We start from the raw sequence: 24,090 nt of genomic DNA, 5'->3' as shown, positions 1-24,090 counted from the left end.
CAGGGCGCGCACTCCTCCGGGACGGGACCGGCCGCCGCACGGGAACTGCACGACCGAGGGGCTGCTGGCCCTTGTCGGGGAACAACCCCGCGCGGGCGGCCCGTCGGATCGTCGAGCAGACGATGACGCGGCAGTCGCACCGGCCGGGCGGCGTGACCCGCGCCGACGCTGGAGACGCTCACCCTGCTGTCGCAGGCCCTTCCCTTCGCCGCCACGGCGGTCAGCGAAGCGCCGGCCTGCCCCGGGGCGGCACCCCCGCGCGGCTGGCGCGCGTTCGCCGTCCGGCGAGCGGGACGACGACGCGCCCCGCGCCGGCCCGCGCGATCCTGGGGACACTCGTCCGCCGCCGTGCCTCGCGCGCCAGCTCCGCCGCGTACGCCAGCACCAGGGGATGTACGTCGTACAGGTCCGGCCGTACGGGTGTCAGCAGCCGGGCGCGCACCAGTTCGACGACGGCTCCGGCGACCGTGCGGGCCGGCACCGGGACGAGTCCGGCCAGTTCCGCGGTGCTCAGCTCGCCCCGCCCCCGCCGCGGCAGGGCCCGGAACAGACGGGCCGCGTCGGGGCTCAGGGTGCGGTAGGACCAGGAGAACACGGAGCGCACCGCGTTGCCCCGGTCGGCGTCGCTGAACGCCTCCAGTCCTTCCCCGGCCGCCGCCAGTTCGTCTGCCGTCCGCCGCAGCGGCACGTCCGGGAAGGCCGTCACCCGGGCGGCCACGATGCCCAGGGCGAGCGGCAGCCGCCCGCAGTGCTCGACGATGTCGGCGACCGTGGCGGCGTCCGTGCCGGGGCGTCCGGCGCCCACTCGCTGGACGAAGCACCGGGCCGCCTCCGCCGCGGAGGGGGCGTCGAGCGACAGGAGCCGGGCCCCGTTCATGGTGGCGAGGTCGGTGAGCCGTCGCCGGCCGGTGATCAGTACCGTGCACCGGGACGAGCCCGGCAGCAATGGCCGTACCTGCGCGGCATCGTGGGCGTTGTCCAGCACCACCAGCACCCGCCGCGTGGCCAGCACGCTGCGGAACAGCGCCGCTCTGGCATCCGTATGGGCGGGGACGCGGGCGGCGTCGATCCCCAGAGCGGCCAGGAAGCCGGCCAGTACCTCGCCGGCGTCCGCCGGGCCGCCCGCCGGGCTGAAACCGCCGAGGTCGGCGAAGAGCTGGCCGTCGGGGAAGCGGGCCGCGATCCGGTGGGACACGTGGACGGCCAGGGCGGTCTTGCCGACGCCGGCGATGCCGTCCACGGCCAGCACGTGCAGCGTCCCGTCGCTGTCCGTCGCGAAGCGCGCCACCTGTTCCAGGACGTCGGCACGCCCCGTGAAGCAGGGCAGATCCGCGGGGAGCTGGGCCGGGGTGAGGTGCGGTGCCGGCCCGTCCGGGGCCGGGCGCGCGGGGGCAGGGCCCGCCGGGCCGGGGCCGGATTCCCGGGGACCGCGCAGGATGCGGTCGTGGGCGGCGCACAATTCCTTGCCCGGTGACATCCCCAGCGTGTCCTTCAGATCCGCCCGGAGGCGGTGGTACAGCGTGAGCGCCTCGGCCTGCTTGCCGTCCGCGGTGAGCAGCAGCATCGTCTGGGCCAGCAACCGCTCGTTGAACGGGTGCCGTTCCGCCGTCTGGCGCGCGGCCGGCAGGACCGCGCCGGGCCGGTCGCAGCGCAGCGCGGCGGTCGCGGCCGCCGACACGGCGGCGACGTACTCGTGGTCCACCGCGGCGAACACCCGGGGGGCCGGGTCCTCGGGCACCACGTCCGCCGCGCACCGCCCCTGCCACTGGTCCAGCGCGGCGACGAACCGGTCCACGGCCTCGCTCGCGTCCCGGGCCGCGCGGGCCTGCTGGACCAGCCGCCGGAAGACCAGCAGGTCGAGTTCGTCCGGGCCGACGCGCAGCAGATAACCGCCGGGTGCGCGGACCAGCCACCGGCCCGGCGCGCGGGCCGGCAGTCCCGGTTCCAGCAGGCGCCGCAGCCCTCCCACGTACCGGTGCACGGCGTTGGCCGCGCTGCGGGGCGGGTCCTCCTCCCACAGCAGGCCGACCAGTTCCTCCAGGGAGACGGGACGTCCGGCCCGTGCCAGCAGTGTCGCCAGGACGAGCCGCTGCTGCCGGGGTCCGGTGGGCAGTTCGGCACCGGCCGCCCACACGCGCACCGGGCCGAGGACGCGGAAGCGGACGCCGGTCGCCGTCTCCCGGCCCGGTCCGCCGGGGGTGGTGTCCCTCGGCTCCATGGTCATGACGGCCTCCGCTCATCGCTCCCGTGCCGCCCGCCGCACCGGGTCTCCGGCGGCCGGGTCCACCGTATGGCCGCCGTCGCGGGACGCGCATCGGTCGGATGACTCACCGCCGCCGCTCGCCGTGCGCCGCGCGGAGACGAGTCATGTGACCGATGCGCGGTGGCCCGGCCGGGACGACGCTGGGCCCGACGGTGTCGGCCGGACCGCCGGGCGACCCGCCACGTTTCCCACTCGTATCACCTTGAGGAGTGCACGCCTGATGATCGGTTCCGAGGACGTCGTGGAGGACGTCGACCTGCTGGTGGTAGGCGGCGGCAAGGCCGGCAAGACCCTGGCCATGGACACCGCGCGGGCCGGCCGCAGGGTGGTCATGGTCGAACGCGGCATGATCGGCGGCACGTGCATCAACGTGGCGTGCATCCCGACCAAGGCCCTGGTCACCAGCGCCCGGCTGGCCCGCCGCGTGGCGACGGCGGAGTCGCTGGGGCTGAACCTGGGCAAGCTGGAGGTCGATCTGCGGCTCCTGCGCTCGCACAAGGAGGGCGTGGTCTCGGAGATGGTCGATCTCAATCACCGGCAGTTCCTCGACAGCGGGATGGACCTCGTCCTGGGCGAGGCGCGTTTCGTCGCGGAACGGACGGTGGAGATTCGCCTGAACGAGGGCGGGCGCCGCGTCGTCCGGGGCGGCGACGTGGTGATCAACACCGGGACCGTGCCGCATGTGCCGGCCGTCCCCGGCCTCGCCGAGGCGGGGGCCCTGAGCAGCGAGACGATCCAGCAGCTCGACCGCATCCCGGAGCGCCTGGTGGTGCTCGGCGGAGGCTACGTCGGCCTGGAGTTCGCACAGATGTTCACCGCTTTCGGCAGCCGGGTGACCGTGCTCGACCGGAACCTCACGCTGCTGCCCCAGGAGGACCCGGACATCACCGAGGTCCTCGCCGAGTACCTGCGCGAGGACGGCGTGGAGATGCTCGGGGGGGTCTCGGTGAAGGAGGTCGTCCGCGAGACGGACGGGGTGCGGGTCTTCCTGGAGGACGGCCGCTCCCTGGTCGCCGACGACATCCTGGCCGCGACCGGCCGGGACCCGGTCACCGCCGGGCTGGGGCTGGACGCGGCGGGCGTGCGCACCGACGAGCGCGGCTTCATCCGGGTGGACGACCGGCTGGCCACCGACGCGCCGCACACCTGGGCGGTGGGCGACGTGGCGGGCAGCCCGCAGTTCACCCATGTCTCCCTCGATGACTACCGCGTGGTGAAGGAGAACATCGCGGGCGGCAGCCGCAGCACCGCCGACCGGCTGGTCCCCTGGAACCTGTTCACCGACCCGGAGCTGGCCCGCGTGGGCCTCACGGAGGCGCAGGCCCGCGCCACCGGCCGGAACGTCCGCGTCGCCAGGCTCCCGGTCAAGGCCATTCCCCGGTCCCGTACGCTGCGGGACACCCGGGGCGTGTGGAAGGCGGTCGTGGACCGCGACACCGACGAGATCCTGGGCGTGGCGCTGCTGGGCCCGGAGTCCTCCGAGGTCCTGACCGTGGTGCAGACGGCGATGTGGGCGGGTCTGCCCTTCACCGCGCTGCGCGACGGCCTCATCGCGCACCCGACCATGGCCGAGGGGCTGAACGCCCTCTTCACCGCCTGGACGGACTGACCGCAAGGGGTGGCCACGGACTCGTGGCCACCCTCTCGGCCCCGCTCCGGCCGGTCAGCCCACGACTTCGAGCACGGCCGCGCCCGTGGAGTTCCACGCCATGAGCGCGGCCCTGCCGTGTTCCCTGCCCAGCCGGGACAGTGAGCCGGTGCCCAGGACGAACAGCCCTCCCGCGGCGGCCGGTAGACCCAGGTACCGGGCGGTGAGGACGCGCAGGACGTGGGCGTGGGCGACAAGCACCACGTCCGCCGCGTCCGGGGCCGCCAGCCAGGTCTCCACCCGGGCGAGCACCCGGTCGGCCCGCGCGGCGACCAGGCCCGGGCTCTCCCCGTGGCGGCCGTCCGCGGACCTCGGCACACCGTCGGTCCACAGGTTCCAGTCGGGGCGGGTGCGGTGGATCTCGGCGGTGGTGACGCCTTCGTAGCCGCCGTAGTCCCATTCCCGCAGGTCGCGCTCCTCCCGCGGCCCGGTGAGACCCGCCAGTGACGCGGTGCGCACGGCCCGCCGCGCCGGACTCACCAGCACTGCGCCGATGCGGCGGCCGGCCAGCAGCGGCTTGAGCGCACGCGCCTGCGCCTCCCCGGCCGGGGTGAGGGGCACGTCGGTGAAACTGGTGTGTCTGCGCGAGCGGGTCCACTCCGTCTCGCCGTGCCTGATCAGCAGCAGCTCGCCCACCGTGCTCACCTCGCCCGTTCGACGGCGTGGCCGCCGAACCGGTTGCGCAGCGCAGCGATCATCTTCATCTGCGGGGAGTCGTCCTGCCGGGAGGAGAACCGGGCGAAGAGGGACGCGGTGATCGCGGGCAGCGGCACGGCGTTGTCGATGGCGGCCTCCACCGTCCAGCGGCCCTCGCCGGAGTCGGCGGCCCGGCCGCGGAGCTTCTCCAGGTGCGGGTCGTCGTCCAGGGCGTTGACGGCGAGGTCGAGCAGCCAGGAGCGGATGACGGTGCCCTCCTGCCAGGAGCGGAAGACCTCGCGGACGTTGTCGACGGAGTCGACCTTCTCCAGCAGCTCCCAGCCCTCGGCGTAGGCCTGCATCATGGCGTACTCGATGCCGTTGTGGACCATCTTCGCGAAGTGCCCGGCGCCGACCTTGCCGGCGTGGACGTAGCCGTAGGGGCCCTCCGGCTTGAGCGCGTCGAAGACCGGCTGGAGGCGGTCGACGTACTCCTTCTCGCCGCCGACCATCAGCGCGTAGCCGTTCTTCAGGCCCCAGACGCCGCCGGAGACACCGGCGTCGACGAAGCCGATGCCGCGCCTGGCGAGTTCCTCGGCGTGCTTCTCGTCGTCGGTCCAGCGGGAGTTGCCGCCGTCGACGACGATGTCGCGGGGCTGGAGGATGGAGGCGAGCTGGTCGATGACGGCCTGGGTGGGGCCGCCGGCGGGGACCATCACCCAGACCGCGCGCGGTCCTTCGAGGCGGTCCACGAGGCCGGCGAGGCTGTCGACGTCGGACAGTTCGGGGTTGGTGTCGTACCCGACGACGTCATGGCCGGCGTCGCGCAGACGCTCGCGCATGTTGCCGCCCATCTTTCCGAGACCGATGAGACCGATCCGCATGATTGCTTCCTTTTTCCGAGGTCGTGTCTCAGTGGGTCCGGTGAGTGCCGTGGCCGCGCAGGGCGATGGCGTACATCTCGTCCGCGTCGAGGCGCCGCAGCTCCTCGGCGATGAGTTCGGCGGTGGAACGCACCTTCAGCGCCAGGGTGCGCGGCGGCCGGCCGGGCAGGGTCAGGGTGGCCACCGGGCCCTCGGGCCGGTCGATGACGATCTCGCCGGCGGCGGTGTTCAGCCGGACGGTGGTGACGGCGGGGCCGTCGCTGACCCGCCGCTCGGCGCCGACGCCGAGGCGGGCCTCCAGCCAGCGGGCCAGCAGTTCGGCGGCCGGGTTGTCGGCCTCGGCCTCCACGACCGCCGAGGTGACCTTCATCCGGGCCTGGTCCAGGGCGGCGGCCAGCATCGAGCGCCACAGTGTCAGCCGGGTCCAGGCGAGGTCGGTGTCGCCGGGGGCGTAGCTGCGCACCCGCTTGCCCAGGGTCTCCATCGGTTTCTCGACCGCGTACAGGTCGGTGATCCGGCGCTGGGCGAGCGCGCCGAGCGGGTCCTTGGCGGGGTTGTCCGGGGCGTCCACCGGCCACCACACGACCACCGGCGCGTCGGGCAGCAGCAGCGGCAGCACCACCGAGTCGGCGTGCCGCGAGACCTCGCCGTACATGCGCAGCACGACCGTCTCACCGGTACCGGCCTCCGCCCCCAGGCGGACTTCCGCGTCCAGACGGGGACGTGGGCGGCCACGGGTCCCCCGGCCCTGCCGCCCGATGACCACCAGGGTCCGCGAGGGGTGTTCCCGCGAGGCGTCCTCGGCGGCCTTGATCGCGTCGTAGGCGTTCTCCTCGTCCGTGACGATGACCACCGTCAGGACCATGCCCACGGCCGGGGTGCCGAGGGCCCGGCGGCCCTGTACGAGGGCGCGTTCGACGGCGCCCGCCGTCGTGTCGGTCAGCTCGGTCTTCATGGCCGGCGCCAGCTCCGTCCGTCTCGCTCCAGCATCTCGTCCGCCTCGACCGGGCCCCAGGTACCCGCCGGGTACTGGGCCGGAGTGCCGTGGGTGTCCCAGTACTCCTCGATCGGGTCGAGGATCTTCCAGGACAGCTCGACCTCCTCCGTGCGCGGGAAGAGGTTGGCGTCGCCGAGGAGGACGTCCAGGATCAGCCGCTCGTACGCCTCGGGGCTGGACTCGGTGAAGGACTCGCCGTAGGCGAAGTCCATCGACACGTCCCGGATCTCCATCGAGGTGCCCGGCACCTTGGAGCCGAAGCGGACGGTGACGCCCTCGTCGGGCTGGACGCGGATGACGATCGCGTTCGACCCGAGTTCCTCGGTGGCCGTGGAGTCGAAGGGGGAGTGCGGGGCGCGCTGGAAGACGACCGCGATCTCGGTGACCCGCCGGCCCAGGCGCTTGCCGGTGCGCAGGTAGAAGGGGACGCCCGCCCAGCGGCGGTTGTCGATCCCGACCTTGATCGCGGCGTAGGTGTCGGTCTTCGACTTCGGGTCGATGCCGTCCTCCTCGAGGTAGCCGACCGCCGCCGCGCCGCCCTGCCAGCCCGCCGCGTACTGGGCGCGGACGGTGTCCCGGCCCAGGTCGGCGGGGAGCCGGACCGCGCCGAGGACCTTGGTCTTCTCCGCGGCCAGCGCGTCGGCGTCGAAGGAGGCGGGCTCCTCCATCGCGGTCAGCGCCAGCAGCTGGAGGAGGTGGTTCTGGATGACGTCACGGGCGGCGCCGATACCGTCGTAGTAGCCGGCCCGGCCGCCGATGCCGATGTCCTCGGCCATGGTGATCTGCACGTGGTCGACGTAGGACCGGTTCCAGATCGGCTCGAACATCGTGTTGGCGAAGCGCAGCGCCAGGATGTTCTGGACGGTCTCCTTGCCCAGGTAGTGGTCGATGCGGAAGACCTGGTCCGGGGCGAAGACCTCGTGGACGATGGCGTTGAGCTCCTCGGCCGACCTCAGGTCGTGGCCGAAGGGCTTCTCGATGACCGCGCGCCGCCAGGAACCGCCCGACTGGTCGGCCAGCCCGTGCTTCCTGAGCTGCTGGATGACCACGGGGAAGGACTTCGGCGGGACGGACAGGTAGAAGGCGAAGTTGCCGCCGGTGCCCTGGGCCTGGTCCAGTTCCCCGATGGTGTCGCGCAGCCGTTCGAACGCGTCGTCGTCGTCGAAGGTGCCCTGGACGAAGCGCATCCCCTGGATGAGCTGCTGCCAGACCTCCTCGCGGAACGGCGTACGGGCGTGCTCCTTGACGGCGTCGTGCACGACCTGGGCGAAGTCCTCGTGCTCCCAGTCGCGGCGGGCGAAGCCGACGAGCGAGAAGCCCGGCGGCAGCAGACCCCGGTTGGCGAGGTCGTAGACGGCGGGCATGAGCTTCTTGCGGGACAGATCGCCGGTGACGCCGAAGATGACCAGACCCGACGGCCCCGCGATACGCGGGAGCCGTCGGTCTGCGGGGTCACGCAGCGGGTTGCTGCTCGCGGGTGTGCGGGCGGCGGTGCGGCCGGTGGGTGAGGGGTGCCTGCCCCGGCGGGGCATGTTCACGGTTGCTCCTGGGTGGTGTCGGTCGGCCGGGACGCGGGTGCGCGCCGTGCTCAGGACTCGTATCCCTCGACCAGTGACTGTGGCCGCGTGTGTGCTTCGTCGGGGTCCTGTCCGAACTCCGACTTGGCCCGGCGCTGCCGCAGCAGGTCCCAGCACTGGTCCAGCTCGCGCTCCAGCTCGTCCAGCCGGCTCCGCTCGGCCGATCCTCCGGAGCGGCGGGTGCCGAGGGAGCCGCGCAACCTGCGCTCCTCCTCGGCCATTTCGGTGATCCGGTGCAGGATCTCCGGGTTCTTCATGGTTCCTCTCCTCGTACTCGGGCAGCTCTCGCCGCCGGTTCAGCCCCGGTTCTCCGCCTGGAACATCCAGCTCTGCTTCTCGATCTCGGCCGTGAGCCCGATCAGCAGGTCCTGGCTGACGGGGTCCGCCTCCGCCGTGGCCCCGATGCGCGCGCGCAGGCGGTCGATGAGGGCCGCGAAGGAACGGACCAGCGCCTCCACCGCGTCGTCGTCGGTGATCCACCCCTGCTGGAATCCCGGGAGTCCGCTGCCGGCCGCGACGGTCACGGCCCGCCCGTCCGGGCTGATGCCCAGGGCCGCGGCCCGCTCGGCCACCTGGTCCGCGTAATCGCGTGCCGTGGTGACGACCTCGTCCAGTTGCTGGTGGACGGTGCGGAAGCGCGGTCCGTAGAGGTTCCAGTGGGCCTGCTTGGCCACCAGGGAGAGGTCGAGCAGGTCGACCAGGGTGCCCTGGAGGGCCGTGCCGGTCACGGCGCGCTCCGCGTCCGGCAGCGGACTGGAGATGATGCTCATGGTGGGCTCCTCGCGAGGTGTGGTGCCCGGCCTCCGGTGGTCACCGGACCGGCCGCGCCTTGCTCACCCATCCTTTCGGGGGGCCGTCCGGGGACGATCCGTCGATTGACTTACGGTCCGTGCGAGCAGTCACGGGGATGGTCCGGGAACAGGGAACGGCGGCCCCCAGCGATGGGTGGGGACCGCCGGAGGTCCTCTTCCTCGACCTGGTCGCCCTGTCGGCGGCGCCGTGCCGGAACCGGGTGGCCCGAGGCCGGTCCGCCACTGGCACCAGCCGTAGGACTGCCGCCCGCACCAGGCCCCGGTGGTCTCGCCTCGGGCGGACGCCGTGCCGCCGGCGGCGAACTCGCTGCGCGCAACCCCGCCGGTGTGGAAGACGTCGGAGTCGGTGAGGACCGGGTTCGCGGCCACCGCTCCCGGACGGTCGAGCCCGTTTCCCGGATGCCGTGCTCCTGTCACCGCCGTGCGGCGAGGAAGCGGTCGGCCGCCCGCAGAGGGGGGAGGCCGTCCACGTTGATGAGGCTGTCGATCTCCTCCACCCCCTCGTTGCCCAGGCGCAGGGCGTCCAGCTCGGCGACGGCGGCGGGGTCGATCCGGTCCAGCGCCTCGTGCGTGACGACGGGGGCGGCTGCGTCGACGGTGCCGAGCAGCCCCTTCGGTTCGGTGAGGCTCCGCAGTCCGTGCAGCCGGTTCAGGTACTGGGGCCGCCACAGCGGGACGACGAACCACTCCCGGTCGGCGACCCCCCGGTCGACACGGGCGACGAACTCGCTCTCGCTGCCCGGCACGAACCCGTACCCCGCCCGGTCCAGCCCGTACTCGCGGACCATCCGGGCGGAGAAGCGGCTGATACCGGCCCCCGGGTTGATGCCCTGGACGGTGGTCGTCATCCGTTCCGCCACCTCGGGCCGGAGCAGGTCCGCGACCTCGCCGACCGCCTCCTCGGGCACGTACGGCGGTACCGCCCAGACACAGTACGGCTCGTAGTGCGGCGTCAGTACGCGGACGCGGTCGGCGTACCGGGAGAGGTAGATGTCATGGCTGGACGGCAGCCAGGCCGACACCAGGATGTCCACCGCGCCCTCTTCCTGGAGGCGGAACATGCGCTCGTGCGGTGCCTCGACACTGCGCACCTGATGGCCGTGTTTCTCCAGTATGCGGCGGGTGACCGCGGCGGCCGCCCGGTGGAAGGAGAGCGCGATGTTGCCCACGGTGACGGTGGCATCGTTCCGGTACTCGGACATGGCAACCCTTCGACGATCCGGTGTGCGCGGGTGTGCGCGGCACCTACGATCCTGTGCCGCCCCGGGTCATAAGTCCAAGACATGTTTTTGATGTGGCCCATATGCTGAGCGCATGGCGACTTTGCGACAACTGGAGTATCTGGTGGCGATCGTGGACGCCGGCTCGTTCACGCGGGCCGCGGAGCGGCTGAACGTGACGCAGCCGGGGCTCTCCCACCAGTTCCAGGCCCTGGAACGGGAGGTCGGCGGCCCCCTGCTGGAGCGTCTGCCCCGCGGGGTACGGCTGACGTCCGCCGGACGGTCCATGCTCCCGCACGCCCGCGCCGCCCTCGCCGAGGCCGGCCGGGCCACGCTCTCCGCGCGCCGCGCGGCGGGTGTGTCCACGGGCGAACTCCACCTGGCCACGCTGTACTCCGTCAGCGCCGGCGTGCTCCCCGCCGTCCTCGGCCTCTGGCGCAAGCGGCATCCCGGTGTCCGGGTCCGCCTGTTCGAGTACCGCAGCTCCGACGACCTCGCCCAGGCCATGGTGGCCGGCATCGCCGATCTCGCCGTGGGGCCGCTGCCCGACCGGTGGGAGGGCACCGCCCGGCATCTCGGCACAGAGGAGTTCGTGGTGGTCACCGCCGCCGACGGCCCCCTCGCCGGCCCGGGGACCGCGGCGCGCGTGCGGCTGGCGGACCTCGCCGACCGGCCGTGGGTGCACTTCACCCCGGACAGCGGGCTCGCGCGGTTTCTCGACGATGCCTGCGCGCGGGCGGGCTTCCGGCCCCGTGCCGCGGTCCGCACCGAGCAGGCGGCGGCCGCCGTCGGCTACGCCGCCGCAGGTCTGGGGCCCACGCTGGTGCCCGCCAGCAGCGTCCCCCGGCACTTCCCGGAGGCGGTGCTGCGCCCGGACCCGCCGGTCACCCGGGTACTGACCGGATACACCCGCACCAGCCCGGACTCCGTCGCCGCCTCCTTCCTGGACCTGCTGGAGGAACACGCGGCCCTGATGCCCCGGCACGTGGCCCGGCGGCTGGGCCTGCGGACCCGGACCTCCTGAAGGCCGGCCCACCGGGCGCCGCCCGCGCGGGGGACGGCGCCCGCCGGACTCAGCTCGCGGAGAAACGCGCGGTGATGACGGCGCGGGCCAAGGTGTGGCCCGAGAGGTTGAAGCCGAGGAAGGCCGGTGTGGCGCCCCGGTCCAGGCCGAGGGTCTCGACGTCCACGGCGTGCACGGCGATGTAGTAGACGTGTTCGCCGTGGCCGGCCGGCGGAGCGGCCCCCAGGTAGCGCTTGAGCCCGGCGTCGTTGGCGAGCTGCCACGCCTTCTCCGGCAGGCCCTCGGCCGGGTCGTCACCGGCGCCGGCCGGCAGCTCGGTCACCCTCGCCGGGATGTCGGCGACGGCCCAGTGCCAGAAGCCGCTGCCCGTCGGCGCGGTGGGGTCGTAGACGGTGACGACGAAACTCTTGGTCTCCGCGGGGAACCCGGACCAGGCGAGCTGCGGGGAGACGTCCTTGCCGCCGGCTCCGAAGATGCCGCTGGCCTGGGCGAGGGGAAGGACGTCGCCGTCGGCGAAGTCGGCGCTGGTGACGGTGAACGACGGGACCTTCGCGATGAGGTCGTAGGGAGTGGACATGAATGTTCCTTTCAGTGGCTTGCACCGGCCATCCTCGCGGCGGCACGGCTTCGGGTGATCTGTCGATCGACTGACGTGTGCCGCACGGTCATTCGGCCGTGAGCACGAGCTTCCCGGTGGTGGTGCGCCGCTCTCCCCGGCGGTGCGCGACGGCGGCGTCGGACAGCGGGTAGGTGCGGTCGAGCACGGGGGTGAGGTGTCCGGTCGCCGCCAGCCGGGCCACCTCCCGCAGGGCGGCCCGGTCCGGCTTCACCAGCATGGTCGCCACCCGCAACCCGGTGCCGTGGCCGAGGCCGCGCGGGGCGTGGTGGGCGATGTCGACGAGGACACCTCCGGGGCGCAGCAGCCGCAGGGACCGGGCGGCGTTGTCTCCTCCGCCCAGTTCGAGGATCGCGTCGAACCCACCGGTGATCGTCTCGATCGGCGTGGTCCGGTGGTCGACGACCTCGTCGGCCCCGAGGCCCTTGAGGAAGTCGTGCTTCTCCGCGCGGGCGGTGCCGGTGACGTGGGCGCCGAGCGACTTGGCGATCTGCACGGCGAGGTGTCCCACTCCCCCGGCCGCGGCGTGGATCAGCACGCGGTCTCCCGCGCGCACGGCCGCCTTGGCCGTCAGCGCGGTCCACGCGGTGAGTCCGGCCAGGGGCAGGGCGGCGGCATGGACGAGGCCGAGCCGGGCGGGCACCGGGGCCAGGTCCCGTACCGGGACCACCGCGTACTCGGCGTACGCCGCGGCCTGTGCGGGGAAGCGTGACATCCCGAAGACCCGGTCGCCGACCCGCAGTCCGCCGGCGTCGGCCCCGAGGGAGACGACCTCGCCGGCCAGGTCCCAGCCGACGGTGAACGGCGGCGGGCCCAGCCGCGCGGCCACTCCCCCGCCCGCCCGGGTCTGCCAGTCGACCGGGTTCACCCCGGCCGCCCGGACCCGGACGAGTGCCTCGGCACGGCCCGGTTCGGGGACGGGACGCTCGACGAGGGTGAGCACCTCCGGCCCGCCGAGTGTGTGCTGCGTGATGGCGCGCACGGCTGAGATCCCTTCGTACTGGGCGACGTACAGACCGGCGTCGTAACCGGTGAGGGTGGCCGGCCCGGTGTCGGTGACCGTCACGTCGGCCGTCTGCACGGCCCGGGGGCGGCCGGGGCGGGGGTCGACCGGACGGCCGGGCGCTCCGGGCACGAACGCCCCGGCCTCCAGCCGACGGCGGGGGCCGGTGATGTCGACCGCCCGCAGGCCGGTGTTCGGGGAGGTGGCGTGGACACCGGGAACCCGCCGGAGAAGAGGGGGCCGACCTGGACGTGGACGTACTGCACCTGCGTGGCGTCCGGTCGTCCGCCCTGGCCTGAGTGTCCGACCGGCACGACCCCCCGGCTGAGCACCGGGGTGAGGGGCGGAGACGGTCACGGTCACAGCACGGTCAGAGCGGCCGAGGCGACCTCATGGTCCTCGTCCGGTGTGCCGCCGCCGACCCCGATGGCACCGATGACGACTCCGTCCTGGACCACCGGGACGCCGCCCGCGACGAAGACGAGCGGGTCCCGGGTGCCCGCCTCGATGCCGAACAGCGGGGCTCCCGGCTGCACGTCGGGCGCCAGGTCCCGGGTGGTCCGGGCGAACAGCACCGCCGTACGGGCCTTGCTCCGGCTGGTCTCGACGGCGGCGAGGGCCGCGCCGTCCATCCGCGCGGCGGCGATCAGGTGGGCTCCGGCGTCGACGACGGTGACGGTGAACGGGACGCCCAGTTCGGCGGCCTTGTCCTTGCCGGCCTGGACGGCCCGTTCCGCGGCGGACAACGTGATCACTGGTGGCTCCTGGTGAGGTCGGGGTGCGGGACGCCGGTCGCCGTCCACGGCGCTGCTCCGTGGACGGCGACCGGCGCATGCAGTGTGACCCGGAGCCGTGGGCACACGTATCTGTCGGATGACTGCCGGGTGCGTCTCGGTGACCATGGCGCCCGGAGGGTGCGGTCAGCCGTCCGCCGCGGTCCGTACGGCGGCTGTCACGGGTGTGCCGCCCGCGATCAGGTCCAGCGTCCGGCCGGCGGTGCGCGGTTCGTCGAGCAGCGCCAGCAGGACGGCGGCCACGTCGTCCCGGGCCACGCTGCCCTCGGGGGTCGAGGGGCCCAGCGTCACGTGTCCGGTGCCCGGCTCGTCGGTGAGGCGTCCCGGCCGCAGGATCGTCCACCCCAGTGACGCGTGGGCGCGCACGTGGTCGTCGGCCTCCGCCTTGGCCCGCAAGTAGGCGGCGAACACCGGGTCGGTGCCGGCCGGGGGGCTGCCGTCCACGCCCTTCCCCGAGATCATCAGGAAGCGCCCGGTGCGGGCGGCCAGCGCCGCGTCGGCGACGAGCACGGCCGCCCCGCGGTCGACGGTGTCCTTGCGTTCCGCTCCGCTGCCCGGACCGGCGCCGGCGGCGAAGACCACCGCGTCGGCGTCCCGGAGATGGGCCGCGACCTCCGCCACCGACGCCGACTCCAGATCGCACAGCACGGGGACCGCGCCGGCGTCCCGCACGTCGCCCGTCTGCTCAGGACGGCGCACCAGACCCACCGCGGTGTCGCCGCGCTCCGCCAGGAGCCGCTCCAGCCGCAGGGCCACCTGCCCGTGCCCGCCCGCGATGACCACTCTCATGTCCTCTGTCCTTTCATCGTCCGTCGTCCGTCGTCCGTCGTCCTCGTCCTCGTCCTGGAGCAGGAGGAGCGGCGGGGGCGGGAGGCCGGCCACGCCGGAGCGGCGATCGGCGTACCGCACACCGCCCCCGGCTTCGATCACCTGGTTCGGGGCGTCGACATACATCTCGGTTCCCCATCATGGGGGCGCCGTGCCCGGCGGCGGCCACACGGCATGGTGACCGCAGACCGTCCGCGGTGTGTCCCGGTGACCCGCGTCAGCGGGGCGGCAGCAGGCAGCAGGCCAGGGCGTCCCAGTCGACCAGCCGGCTCTCGCCGCCCCTGGGTACGAGGTCGTACGTCCGCTCCAGCCACGCCCGGATCGGAGCCAGCTCGGTCATGAACGCGGCCGAGGCGTAGGTCCGCTCCAGCCGCAGGTAGAGGAACGGCGTGTCGTCGTGCCGCCGGGACGGCCATACCTTGACGTCGGCCTCGCCGCTGAGCCCTTCGGTCCCCTGCGTCAGGAGGTCGCGCCCGATGACCCAGGAGATCCGCGGTGCCGACGGCGTCATGAGGTCCAGCCGCACGGAGAAGGGGTCCGCCGGGTCGAAGGTGAACCGGCAGGGCACCGAGGCGTTCTCCGGCGGCGCGAACAGGTTGTGGAGGGTGACGTCGAGCGTCAGGGGGTCCTCATCGCTGCGGGCCCACGGCTGCTGACTCATAGGTCTGTTCCTTTGCGCTGTTCATCGACGGCCCCGTCTCCCGGCACAGCCTGACCGGGGTGCCGCAACTCGGTGAGGCATCGGCCCACGCGAGTGTTCCGGACCGCAGTGGAAAATATGTGGAAGCCCCGGGTCAGGCTCCGTGGGCGGATCGGCGGTATCTCCGGCGTGCGGCGGAGCGGCGCATGACCCGGCGCTCCTGCTCGCTGAGGCCGCCCCAGACACCGCTCTCCTCGCCCTGGCCGAGCGCCCACTCCCGGCAGGCACGGGTCAGCGGGCACCGTCCGCAGATCCGCTTCGCCTCCGCGGTCTGGACGAGTGCGGGTCCCGCCTCCCCCACCGGGAAGAACAGCTCCGGGTCCGCGGTGCGGCACAGGGCCTCCCGCCAGGCCGGCCGCGTGAGCGCGCTCCTCATGACAGCCGCCCCGCGGGCCGTGCCGTGCTGGTCATCATCCGTCCTCCTCGGACGCCGGAATCGTTGGTGTGCGGGCCCACTGTGCGACGGCACGGCCGGGGCGGGCATCGGTCGACCGACTGCCTCGTGACCTACGGTCCCGCGCTACGGGGGCTCGGCGACCGGCGGGCGGTGGCACCGTCCCCTCTGGTCAAACAGGCGCAAAGAGGTAGGATGCGAGCTTGTCGGGAGCGGCAGTGCTGACGACTGGCGGCTGCGGACGATCTCACGTCCGGAGGTTCCGAGAAGTAGGTACGTGTACGTGATTGGGCGCGAATCGCAGGTCGATCAGCTGTCCGCTCTCCTTGAGGCGGCACGCGAGGGACGCGGGTCCTCGGCGCTGGTGTACGGCGAGGCGGGGATAGGGAAGAGCAGCCTGGTCTCCGCGGCCGTCGACGCGGCATCCTCCTCGGGCTTCCAGGTGCTCTCCTGTCACGGCATACGCGGCACGGGCGCGGTCGGTTACGAGGGGTTGCACGAGCTGCTGCTGCCTCTCCTCCACCGCGTGGAGGCCCTGTCACCGCGCCAGCGCACAGCCCTGGAGGTGGCCTTCGGCGCCGAGGGGGAGCCGGCCGACCGGCTCGTCACGGGACTCGCCGCGTTCGGGCTGCTGGAGGAAGCGGCGGCGCACGGACCCCTCGTCGTACTGGTCGAGGACCTGCACTGGCTCGATGTGTCCACGGCCGACATCGTCACCTTCCTCGCGGCCCGTATGAGTGTCATGCCGGCCTTGCTGCTGGCCACCACTCGCGACGATCGCATCTATCCCGATCGCAGTCCCCGCTTCAAGCACCACATACCCCTGGACCCCCTCGGGCAGGACGATGCCTTGCGGCTGGTCGCCCTGCACGCGCCCGCGCTGACGGTGCCGCAGCGGCAGCGGCTCGTGGAGCGGGCCATGGGCAACCCGCTCGCGCTGACCGAGTGGTCGACCAGCACAGCGCACGTCGACGGCGCAGCGTCAGCCGAGCGCGGGCGGGTCCCGATGGGCAAACGCCTGGAGGACTCGTTCCTCGCCGAGGTCGCCCTGCTCCCACCCGCGACGCGACAGGCCCTCCTGGTCGTCGCCGCGGGCCAGGATTCCAGCAGTCACGAAGTGCTCACCGCGGCCCGCGGTCTGGGCTTGGAACAGAGCGACTTCGCACCAGCCGAAACGTTTGGCCTGATCACGCTGGGCAACGACTCCTTCCGGTTCCGCCACCCGCTGGTGGGCTCCGCGGTGTACGACAACGCCGACTCCCACGTCCGGTCCCAGGTGCACACCAGCCTGGCGGCGGTCGTCGTCGACCCGGCGCGTGCCGTCCAGCACCGGGCCGCGGCGGTCACCGGCTGGGACGAGAACGTCGCCGCCGAACTGGAGCGGCTCGCCGTGGCGACCGGGCGGCGCGGTGCACGGACCGAGGCGGCCGCCGCCTGGCGGCGTGCGGTCGCGCTGACGCCGGCGCCGCGGGAGCGAGCCCGGCGCACGGTGATGGCGGCGGAAGCCGCGCGGCAGGCCGGCGCCACGGCCGACGCTGTCGCCCTGCTCGCCCGGGCGAGGCCGTCCGCCGCGGACGAGGCGTCGGTCGTGCAGCTCGCGCGTACCGAGTGGATGCTCGCCAGCACCAGTACGACACTCCCCGACCGGGGCGGTGACGAGCTGATCGCGCTGTCGCGGGCACTGAGCGACCCGGACGACCAGGTCGAGGTCCTCACCTGGGCGGCGGTGCGCAGCTACACCCGGCAGGACCTGTCCACCGAGGTCAAGGCGGCGGTCGCCGAGGAGCTGCGCCGGCCCGGCCTCGCCGTCACCGGGCGGCAGCGTCTGCTGCGCAGCATCGCGCTGGCCCTGATCGGCTCGGCCGACCGGCTGCCCTCCGTCGAGGAGGCGTTGTCGGTCCTCCGGCCTCAGGTGCGCGAGACGGACGCGACACTGATGAACTGCCTGGCGTTCGCCTTCGAGGACGCCCACGACCTCGAAGGCGCCGAGCGGGTATGGAGCGCCGAGGTCGACCTGTTCCACCGGTCGGCGCGGACGAGCGACGAGACGGTGGCCCTCGCCGGACGCGGCACGGTACGCATGAACGCCCACGCGATCGCCGCCGGCCTCGCCGACTGCGAGCAGGGCCTGCGGCTCAGTGCCGACCTCGGTCTGTCGGTCGTCGGGGCGCTCTGCGCGGCGAGCATCGCCCTCGCACGCGCGTGGCGGGGTGAGGACTCACTCGCGACCGCCGCCCTGGGGACCTCCACCGAGTTGTCCGGGCTGGCTCCCTTCGCCAGGGTCGCCGCCATCGCGTCCTGGGCCTCGGCGGAGCTGGCGGCGAACGAGGGCCGTCATGAGGACGCGGTCGTCCATCTGCTGCGCAGCATGGAGCACCCGCCCATCGGCCTGTGGGCGGGTGGCGGCCTCGCCGACGTCGCGGTGCGGGCGGGACGGCCGGAGGCAGTGGAGGGCTGGCTCGGCATGGCGACGGCCGCGCTCGCGTCCAGCGGCTCCGACCGCCTCGCGATGCTGGTCGAGCGGACCCGGGCGCTGCTGTCGCCGGACGGCGGGGCGCGCGACCACTTCGAGCGGGCGATCGAGCACGGTGAGCGCTCCTCCGCGGTCCTCGACCTGGCCAGGACCCGGCTGTTCTTCGGTGAATGGCTGCGGCGTGAGCGCCACATCATGGAGGCACGCGGCCACCTCTCGGCGGCCCTGCACGTCTTCGAGTCGCACCACACGGCGCCGCTCGCGCGGCGCACGGCGCGGGAACTGGCCGCAGCGGGCAGTGTCCGGCCGACCCGCTCACCGCAGGTGTTCGACGCCGGTGCGGTGCTCACCGCCCAGGAACTGCACGTCGCCCGGCTGGCCGCCGAGGGGTACTCGAACAAGCAGATCGCCGACCAGCTATATCTCTCCCACCGCACCGTCGGGGCGCACCTGTACAGCGCCTACGCCAAGTTGCAGATCAACCGGCGGGCGCAGCTCACGTCCGCGCTCGCGGCCACCCACGACTGATCCGGCCCGCCCCTGACCAGGGAAGGCATCCGGCCGGTCCGGCGGGCAAGTCGCATCACGGTCGAATTACCTAGGGATCTTTCCGGCCTCATTTCCTAGGTTGGGACACGTTCCGTCCCACCCGTCCGTCGGACACGGCCGGCCGCACACGGCACACCTGTGACCACGCGTACGGGATGGGACGGACGATCGTCACGCTCCCGAGGAGGCTGGCATGAGGCCATTCGCGTTCACCGGCGGTACGGTGCGACCCGCCCGGGAGGAGCCGCCGCGGACGGCGGTACGGCCGCTCGGCCGGGACCGCGTGCTCACGGCGGTGCGCACGGCCCTGGCCGGGACCGGTGACCGCCACGGCACCGCGCTGGCCCTCCACGGCGAGAGCGGCAGCGGCAAGAGCACCCTGCTGCGCTGGGCGGCCGGCACCGCCGCCGACGCCGGCGGACAGGTGGTGCGGGTCGCTCCTCGCCCGGGCGGCGCGGCGTACTCCGCGCTCCGCTCGCTGACGGCCCCGCTGCTCGCCGTCCCCGGCGCCCGGTCGGCCGACGTCCGCGCGGCGCTGCCGGACGCGCTGCGCCGGCACGTCGCCGGCGGCGACGAGACGGCCGTCTGCTCAGCGCTGTGGCGGACGCTGGCCGCCATGGCGGAGCGGCGTCCGGTGCTCGTCTGCGTGGACGACTGGCAGCTACTCGACCCGGCCTCACGCGGGGCACTGGCGTTCCTCGCCCGTCGGCTCGAGGGGACCCGCGTCCTGTTGCTGGCCGCCTCGGACGGGCAGGGGGCGGTCTCCCCGGCCGAGGACGGTATGACCGGGCTGCCGCTGCCGGACCTCGGTGAAGAGGCGGCACGCGGCCTGCTGTCGGAGCGTCATCCGCGGCTGTCCGCCGAGGTCCTGACCGCCGTCCTCACCGTGGCGGAGGGCAATCCTCGTGCGCTGGTGGACCTCCCCACGGCACTCACCCCCGAACAGCGGGCCGGCCGGGCACCGCTGCCGGACCCCTTGCTGCCGGGGGCGGCCCTGGAGCGCCGCCTCGGCCGGCGGTTCCGCGCGCTGCCCGACAGCACCCGGGTCCTGCTGGCCGCGCTGGCCTTCCTGGAGGACGACGCCGAACCAGGGGACGTCGCGTGGCTGGCCGGTGCGCTCGGGCACGACCTCGACGCCTTCGCCCCGGCCGAGGAAGCGGGGCTCGTCTCCTCGGACCGGACGCCCCGCTTCGTCCGCCGGGTACACCGGTGCCTGGCCCACGCCACCGCGCCGGCCGCCGTGCGGCGGCGGGCGGGCCGCGCCTGGGCCGAGCTGGCCCTGACCCGGCTCGGTGGCGGACCGTCCGGCACCGGCCCGGCCGGTCCCCGCCCCGACGGCCCGACCGGACTCGACGAACCGCCACCGGACGCCGGCGAGGCCGGCCCGCACCACGAGGACGCGGCCCGGCTGGAGGTGCTCGGTCACGCGGCCGTGGCGGGCCGGCGCTGGTCCACGGCGGTCAGGGCGTTCCGGCAGGCCGGTGACCTCAGCCCCACTCCCTGGGAGCGCTCCCGCCTGCACACGGCCGCGGCGTCCGCCGCCCTGTGCGGTGGCCGGCCGCGGCTGGCGCTGGCCCTGGCCCGGGGGCCGGGCGCCGGCCCGGCCACCACCACGGCGCACGCGGTGCGCGCCGTCCGGGCCGGCGCGCTGTTCGACGTCGCCTTCCACGCGGAAGAGAGCTTCCGCGGCCTCTCCGCGGCGCTGGACGCGGGACCGGTCGCCGGCGCCGACGCCCGGGACTCGGCAGCGTTCCAGCTGTCGGCCCTGACGTCCCTCACCCACGACCCCGCACCGGCCAAGGCGGCCCTGGAAGCGCTGCCCGCCGACGCCGCCGATGCCCTGCGTATCGCCGTGACCGCCCGGCTGGACCCGGTGTCCCGGGCGGAGGAGATCCGGGGGCGGCTCGCCACCGCGGCCGAGCGGTCACTGCGGACACCCGGCGCCGGCCCCCGCGAACTGACCTGGCTCGCGGACGCCGCGTGGCAGGTCGACGACCTGGCGTCGAGCGGCCGGCTGCTGGCCGCCGCCCTGCACCGGTCGGGCACGGAGCGCGGGCACCTCCCGCACTGCTGGGAGCTGCGGGCCGAACTCCTGACTGCCGCAGGGCGCTGGGAGGAACTGCGCGACCTGGTGGCGCGTCGGCTCACCGAGGGCGGTGCCGAAGCGCCCGAACGGCATGTCGTCGCGCTGAAGTCCCAGCTCCTGCTGGTCTGCGCGTACCAGGGCCGCCGGGAGGAGGCGCGGGAGCTGGCGCGGGAGGTCCGGCAGTGGGCCCGCGACCGCGGCTCGGCCCACCACTCGGGCCTGGCCCGGTACGCCGCGCTCCTGCTGGCCCAGACCGGTGACGCGGAGCCGGCGGGCGGTGCCGACTGGCCGGCCGATGCCGACCCGTGCCTGGACGCGGTCACCCGGCAGGCTCATGCCGTCCTCGTACGCGGCGCGCTGCTGCGGGACGACCCCGCGGCGGCCCGCGCGCGCCAGACGCGCGCGCAGCGGGCCGGGCTGACGCGCTTCTCCGACGGAACGACCCTGCTGGTACGGCACGGCCGGGCACTGCTGGCCGCGTACACCGACGAGGCCGGCACCGACGAGCTGTTCGGCCTGGCCGAGGACGCGGCCACGGCATCGGCCCGTCCGTTCGACCGTGCGCTGCTGGCCCTGGACCACGGCAGGTGGCTGCGCCGCCGGCGGCACCCCGCGGCGGCACGCGCTCGCCTGCGCGCCGCCTACGAGACGTTCGGCCGGCTGGGGGCGACGCCCTGGCAGGACCGGGCCCGCACCGAACTGCGGGCCCTCGGGGCTCTCCCGCCGGGCACGGCACGCACCACCACCGCGGGGCCCGCGCTGTCCGCACACGAGCGGCGCGTCGTCCGCCTGGCGGCCTCCGGCCTGTCCAACCGGGAGATCGCTGAGCGGCTGCTGGTGTCACCGCGGACGGTCGCCTCCCACCTGTACAAGGTGTTCCCCCGGCTGGGCATCAGCTCACGCCGGGAACTCCAGGACACCCTGCTCGGCGGCGGTGAGGTCCTGTGACTCCGGACGGCGACGCGGCACGGCTCCCCCTGATCGGCCGCGTCACGGAACTCGCCGCGATCGGGGCGTTCCTGGAGCGGGCGCGTGGGTCGGGCGGCGTCATGACGGTCCACGGTGAGCTGGGCAGTGGCAAGTCCGCGCTGCTCCGGGAGGGCCGGCGTGCCGCCGAGGCCGCAGGCCACGCCGTCATACCGGTCCGGGGTCACCGGACCGAGGCTGGACTGTCCGGCGCCGGCCTGACCCAGCTCGTGCCGGGCCCGGTCGGCGGCCCGGACGTGCGGGGCGCGGCGGCCGAGGCGCTCGCCCGGCTCGCCCGTGCCGGGCGGCCTTTGCTGGTGGTCCTGGACGACGCACAGTGGTTCGACAGCCTTTCGCTGGAGGCGCTGCTCACCGCCTGCCGCGAAGCCGGTGGCGCGCTTCTCCTGGCAAGCCGCCCAGTAGGGCCCGAGGGCGCGCGGCCCACGTCCGAACCGGCACCGGACCTCGTCCTCGGGCCGCTCGCCGGGGCCGACGCCGAGCGGCTGCTGCGCCGGTACGGCCCGGACGTGCCGCCCCTGCTGGCGAGCCGTGTGCTCCGGGAGGCCGGGGGCAATCCGGCGGGACTGGTGTCCGTCACCGGACTGCTCGCCTCCTCGCCCCCGCCGGCCGAGGCGCTGCTCGCCCCGCGGCTCCCGCTCGGCGAGGCCCTGCACACGCGGGTGACCCGCCTCCTGGCCGGCGTACCGGAACCCGTGCGCGACGCCCTGCTCCTGGCCGCCGTGGCCGACACCGGCCGGCCGGACCTGCTGCGGGAGGCCGCCCGCGCCGTGGACCCGTCGGGCCACGCCCTGGAGACGGCCGAGGCACGCGGTCTGCTCCTGCGGGAGGCCGGCACGGTCCGCTTCGGCCATCCGCTGCTGTGCTCGGCGGTGTACTGGGCGGCTTCCCGGGCCCAGCGGCGGCGTGCGCACCTGGCGCTGGCCGAACGGGACGAGCCGGGCGCGTACCGGCGGGCGCTGCACCGGGCCCTCGCCTCCGCCGCCCCGGACGAGGCCACGGCACGCGAGCTGGAGGCCGGTGTGCCCGGGGACCTTCCCGAGGCCGCCGCGGTCCACGAACTGGCCGCCGACCTGAGCCCGCGGCCCGTGGACCGGGCACGCGGGCTGGTCCGGGCCGCGTGGGCGGCCCAGGTGCGCGACCAGACCGGGGAACTCCGGCGGCTCGTGGCCCGGATCACCACCCTCTCCGCCGGCCAGTGCCCCGAGACCGCCGCGGCCGTCGCCGCGCTCGGCCCACTGGGGGCCGCCGGTGAACCGGCCGTACCATGGCCGCCGTTCCCCCCGCCGGCCGCCGGACCCGCCCCATGCGGCCTGTCCGCCCCGCGCGTGTCGGGGGCCCGGCCGCCCGACACGCGTCACGACCGGTCCCCCTCCCCGCTGTCCGCGCTCTGCTGGACCGACCGGACGGCCCACGCCGACCGGGGCAGGGCCCTGCTGAGGACAGCCGGTGCCGCGCTCGCGCGGGGGCGGTTCCCGGTGGAACCGCTCCATGGCGCCGCGGTGGTCTCGGTGGCGACGGCGCTGGACGACCCGCTCGCCGCCGAACGCCTGGGCGGGGCCGTGCTGGAATCGCTGACCGGCCACGGGTACTTCGGTACCGCCCGGGCGGTCCTGGTCCACCGCCAGCTCGCCCGCCTGCACCTCGGTGACCGGGAGGGCGTGCTGCGGGACGCCGGCACCGGCGAGCGCTGGAGCCGAGCGGCGGACGATCCGCACGCCGCCGCCGTCTTCCGGTGCGGTGTGGCGCAGGTGCGGGCGTGGGAGGGAGCGGAGGAAGGGCACGCAGCGCTCACCGACGGCATCCTGGCCTTCGCGCTGCCCCGCGGTCTTCCCCTGCCGGCGTCCAGGGCCCGCTGGGCGAGAGGGCTGATGGCGCTCGCGCACGGCAGGCCGGAGGACGCGTACGAGGAGCTGCGGATGCTGTCGGACCCCGGCGGTGACGCGCGGCACCCGGTGGTGGCCGCCTGGGCGCTCGGTGATCTGGTCGCCGCCGCGGTCGCCTCCCGCAGGGGGGACGCCGTACGGGACCGGGTGCGGTGGGCGGCCGAGGTCAACCGGTCGCTGCGGTCGGCTCCCCTGGAGCACCTGCTGGCCCGGTCGCTGGCGCTGCTCGGCGAGGGTGACGCGCCCGAGGAGCACTTCACCCGGGCGCTGGCCGTGCCGGGAACCGGTGCGCTGCGGTACGAACGGGCCCGTACGCGGCTGGCGTTCGGGGAGTGGCTGCGGCGACGGCGGCGGGTGCTGGAGGCACGGGACCAGTTGCAGCGGGCCCGTGACGGCTTCGCCTCGGCCGGGGCGCGGGTGTGGGCGCGGCGGGCCGACTCCGAGCTCCTGGCCGCCGGGGACGCGACGGCGGCGGACCCGCTCCGGTTCACGGCCGGGTTCGGGCTGACGCCGCGTGAGGCGGAGGTCGCCCGGCTGGCCGCCCGGGGGCTGAGCAACCAGGGCATCGGGTGGCAGCTCGGACTGACCCACCGGACGGTCGCCAGTCATCTCTCGCGCGTCTTCGCGAAGGCCGGGGTGACGTCCCGCAAGCAGCTCCCGGCGGTGCTGGGGATCGGGATCTGACCCGCCCTCGGCGCACACGCGGGCCGGCGGCG

19 protein-coding genes are annotated in these 24,090 nt (G+C 74.6%); 5 read left to right on the top strand and 14 right to left on the bottom strand.

Annotated features, from left to right (window positions below; genetic code table 11):
• Positions 1-220: 220 nt before the first annotated feature.
• The gene (locus tag Sdagh_RS04705; RefSeq protein ID WP_226534561.1) at positions 221-2,224 is read right to left on the bottom strand and encodes an AfsR/SARP family transcriptional regulator; all 2,004 of its coding nucleotides are present in this window, start codon (positions 2,222-2,224) and stop codon (positions 221-223) included.
• Positions 2,225-2,483: 259 nt separating this feature from the next.
• Here Sdagh_RS04705 and Sdagh_RS04700 point away from each other — a divergent pair, with 259 nt between their 5' ends.
• Positions 2,484-3,872 (top strand): dihydrolipoyl dehydrogenase family protein, encoded by a 1,389-nt coding sequence (locus Sdagh_RS04700; protein WP_190077796.1) that lies wholly within the window; start codon positions 2,484-2,486, stop codon positions 3,870-3,872.
• A 54-nt stretch (positions 3,873-3,926) separates the two neighbouring features.
• Here Sdagh_RS04700 and Sdagh_RS04695 read toward each other — a convergent pair whose 3' ends face one another.
• The 7 genes from Sdagh_RS04695 to Sdagh_RS04665 form a co-directional block, all read right to left on the bottom strand.
• Positions 3,927-4,547 carry a histidine phosphatase family protein gene (locus tag Sdagh_RS04695; RefSeq protein ID WP_189424792.1) on the bottom strand — a complete coding sequence of 207 codons (621 nt, stop codon included), beginning with the start codon at positions 4,545-4,547 and terminating at the stop codon, positions 3,927-3,929.
• Between the two features lie 5 nt (positions 4,548-4,552).
• The gene (gnd, locus tag Sdagh_RS04690; RefSeq protein WP_226534552.1) at positions 4,553-5,431 is read right to left on the bottom strand and encodes a phosphogluconate dehydrogenase (NAD(+)-dependent, decarboxylating); all 879 of its coding nucleotides are present in this window, start codon (positions 5,429-5,431) and stop codon (positions 4,553-4,555) included.
• A 28-nt stretch (positions 5,432-5,459) separates the two neighbouring features.
• Positions 5,460-6,386 carry a glucose-6-phosphate dehydrogenase assembly protein OpcA gene (opcA, locus tag Sdagh_RS04685; RefSeq protein WP_226534550.1) on the bottom strand — a complete coding sequence of 309 codons (927 nt, stop codon included), beginning with the start codon at positions 6,384-6,386 and terminating at the stop codon, positions 5,460-5,462.
• Positions 6,383-7,960, bottom strand: a complete 1,578-nt coding sequence (zwf, locus tag Sdagh_RS04680) for a glucose-6-phosphate dehydrogenase (protein WP_226534699.1) — start codon at positions 7,958-7,960, stop codon at positions 6,383-6,385. Before zwf ends, opcA begins: the two co-directional genes overlap by 4 nt.
• Positions 7,961-8,016: 56 nt before the next feature.
• A complete protein-coding gene (locus tag Sdagh_RS04675; RefSeq protein ID WP_189421643.1) occupies positions 8,017-8,262 on the bottom strand; it encodes a DUF2630 family protein in 246 nt (81 codons plus the stop codon).
• Positions 8,263-8,301: 39 nt separating this feature from the next.
• Positions 8,302-8,775, bottom strand: a complete 474-nt coding sequence (locus tag Sdagh_RS04670; protein ID WP_189421642.1) for a Dps family protein — start codon at positions 8,773-8,775, stop codon at positions 8,302-8,304.
• 455 nt (positions 8,776-9,230) lie between these two features.
• The gene (locus tag Sdagh_RS04665) at positions 9,231-10,019 is read right to left on the bottom strand and encodes a glycine betaine ABC transporter substrate-binding protein (RefSeq protein ID WP_189421641.1); all 789 of its coding nucleotides are present in this window, start codon (positions 10,017-10,019) and stop codon (positions 9,231-9,233) included.
• Between the two features lie 112 nt (positions 10,020-10,131).
• On the opposite strand from Sdagh_RS04665, the gene Sdagh_RS04660 reads away from it, so the two are divergent.
• On the top strand, positions 10,132-11,061 hold the full coding sequence (locus Sdagh_RS04660; RefSeq protein WP_189421640.1) for a LysR family transcriptional regulator: 930 nt from the start codon (positions 10,132-10,134) through the stop codon (positions 11,059-11,061).
• A 49-nt stretch (positions 11,062-11,110) separates the two neighbouring features.
• Here Sdagh_RS04660 and Sdagh_RS04655 read toward each other — a convergent pair whose 3' ends face one another.
• The 6 genes from Sdagh_RS04655 to Sdagh_RS04630 form a co-directional block, all read right to left on the bottom strand.
• Positions 11,111-11,638, bottom strand: a complete 528-nt coding sequence (locus Sdagh_RS04655) for a YbhB/YbcL family Raf kinase inhibitor-like protein (protein WP_190011425.1) — start codon at positions 11,636-11,638, stop codon at positions 11,111-11,113.
• A gap of 88 nt (positions 11,639-11,726) precedes the next feature.
• On the bottom strand, positions 11,727-12,812 hold the full coding sequence (locus tag Sdagh_RS04650) for an NADP-dependent oxidoreductase (protein WP_308288733.1): 1,086 nt from the start codon (positions 12,810-12,812) through the stop codon (positions 11,727-11,729).
• A 227-nt stretch (positions 12,813-13,039) separates the two neighbouring features.
• Entirely contained in the window at positions 13,040-13,435 is a 396-nt protein-coding gene (locus Sdagh_RS04645; RefSeq protein WP_226534549.1) for a GlcG/HbpS family heme-binding protein, read from the bottom strand.
• 165 nt (positions 13,436-13,600) lie between these two features.
• Positions 13,601-14,263 carry an NAD(P)H-binding protein gene (locus tag Sdagh_RS04640; RefSeq protein WP_190078004.1) on the bottom strand — a complete coding sequence of 221 codons (663 nt, stop codon included), beginning with the start codon at positions 14,261-14,263 and terminating at the stop codon, positions 13,601-13,603.
• A 256-nt stretch (positions 14,264-14,519) separates the two neighbouring features.
• Positions 14,520-14,963, bottom strand: coding sequence for an SsgA family sporulation/cell division regulator (locus tag Sdagh_RS04635; RefSeq protein ID WP_190011424.1), 444 nt, complete (start codon positions 14,961-14,963; stop codon positions 14,520-14,522).
• A gap of 133 nt (positions 14,964-15,096) precedes the next feature.
• On the bottom strand, positions 15,097-15,378 hold the full coding sequence (locus tag Sdagh_RS04630) for a WhiB family transcriptional regulator (RefSeq protein ID WP_189421635.1): 282 nt from the start codon (positions 15,376-15,378) through the stop codon (positions 15,097-15,099).
• Positions 15,379-15,679: 301 nt separating this feature from the next.
• Here Sdagh_RS04630 and Sdagh_RS04625 point away from each other — a divergent pair, with 301 nt between their 5' ends.
• From Sdagh_RS04625 to Sdagh_RS04615, 3 genes are all read left to right on the top strand, one after another.
• Complete coding sequence (locus Sdagh_RS04625) at positions 15,680-18,397, top strand: AAA family ATPase (RefSeq protein ID WP_226534547.1); 2,718 nt, start codon at positions 15,680-15,682, stop codon at positions 18,395-18,397.
• Positions 18,398-18,611: 214 nt separating this feature from the next.
• A complete protein-coding gene (locus Sdagh_RS04620) occupies positions 18,612-21,452 on the top strand; it encodes a helix-turn-helix transcriptional regulator (protein ID WP_190078001.1) in 2,841 nt (946 codons plus the stop codon).
• Positions 21,449-24,058: an AAA family ATPase gene (locus Sdagh_RS04615; protein ID WP_190078000.1), complete on the top strand. Its 2,610-nt coding sequence runs from the start codon at positions 21,449-21,451 to the stop codon at positions 24,056-24,058. Before Sdagh_RS04620 ends, Sdagh_RS04615 begins: the two co-directional genes overlap by 4 nt.
• The last annotated feature ends 32 nt before the right edge of the window (positions 24,059-24,090 follow it).

This window comes from Streptomyces daghestanicus (genome assembly GCF_020521275.1).
Classification (GTDB): Bacteria; Actinomycetota; Actinomycetes; order Streptomycetales; family Streptomycetaceae; genus Streptomyces; species Streptomyces griseoviridis.
Note: the sequence above shows the minus strand (reverse complement) of the source record. Positions and strands in the feature narration are given on the sequence as shown.

What these genes read in the sequence shown, in the direction of transcription:
- Sdagh_RS04655 (WP_190011425.1), bottom strand. Translation starts at nt 11,638, where the DNA reads ATGTCCACTCCCTACGACCTCATCGCGAAGGTCCCGTCGTTCACCGTC.
- Sdagh_RS04670 (WP_189421642.1), bottom strand. Translation starts at nt 8,775, where the DNA reads ATGAGCATCATCTCCAGTCCGCTGCCGGACGCGGAGCGCGCCGTGACC.
- Sdagh_RS04700 (WP_190077796.1), top strand. Translation starts at nt 2,484, where the DNA reads ATGATCGGTTCCGAGGACGTCGTGGAGGACGTCGACCTGCTGGTGGTA.
- Sdagh_RS04665 (WP_189421641.1), bottom strand. Translation starts at nt 10,019, where the DNA reads ATGTCCGAGTACCGGAACGATGCCACCGTCACCGTGGGCAACATCGCG.
- Sdagh_RS04620 (WP_190078001.1), top strand. Translation starts at nt 18,612, where the DNA reads ATGAGGCCATTCGCGTTCACCGGCGGTACGGTGCGACCCGCCCGGGAG.
- zwf (WP_226534699.1), bottom strand. Translation starts at nt 7,960, where the DNA reads ATGCCCCGCCGGGGCAGGCACCCCTCACCCACCGGCCGCACCGCCGCC.
- gnd (WP_226534552.1), bottom strand. Translation starts at nt 5,431, where the DNA reads ATGCGGATCGGTCTCATCGGTCTCGGAAAGATGGGCGGCAACATGCGC.
- Sdagh_RS04675 (WP_189421643.1), bottom strand. Translation starts at nt 8,262, where the DNA reads ATGAAGAACCCGGAGATCCTGCACCGGATCACCGAAATGGCCGAGGAG.
- Sdagh_RS04705 (WP_226534561.1), bottom strand. Translation starts at nt 2,224, where the DNA reads ATGACCATGGAGCCGAGGGACACCACCCCCGGCGGACCGGGCCGGGAG.
- Sdagh_RS04635 (WP_190011424.1), bottom strand. Translation starts at nt 14,963, where the DNA reads ATGAGTCAGCAGCCGTGGGCCCGCAGCGATGAGGACCCCCTGACGCTC.
- Sdagh_RS04630 (WP_189421635.1), bottom strand. Translation starts at nt 15,378, where the DNA reads ATGAGGAGCGCGCTCACGCGGCCGGCCTGGCGGGAGGCCCTGTGCCGC.
- opcA (WP_226534550.1), bottom strand. Translation starts at nt 6,386, where the DNA reads ATGAAGACCGAGCTGACCGACACGACGGCGGGCGCCGTCGAACGCGCC.
- Sdagh_RS04660 (WP_189421640.1), top strand. Translation starts at nt 10,132, where the DNA reads ATGGCGACTTTGCGACAACTGGAGTATCTGGTGGCGATCGTGGACGCC.
- Sdagh_RS04640 (WP_190078004.1), bottom strand. Translation starts at nt 14,263, where the DNA reads ATGAGAGTGGTCATCGCGGGCGGGCACGGGCAGGTGGCCCTGCGGCTG.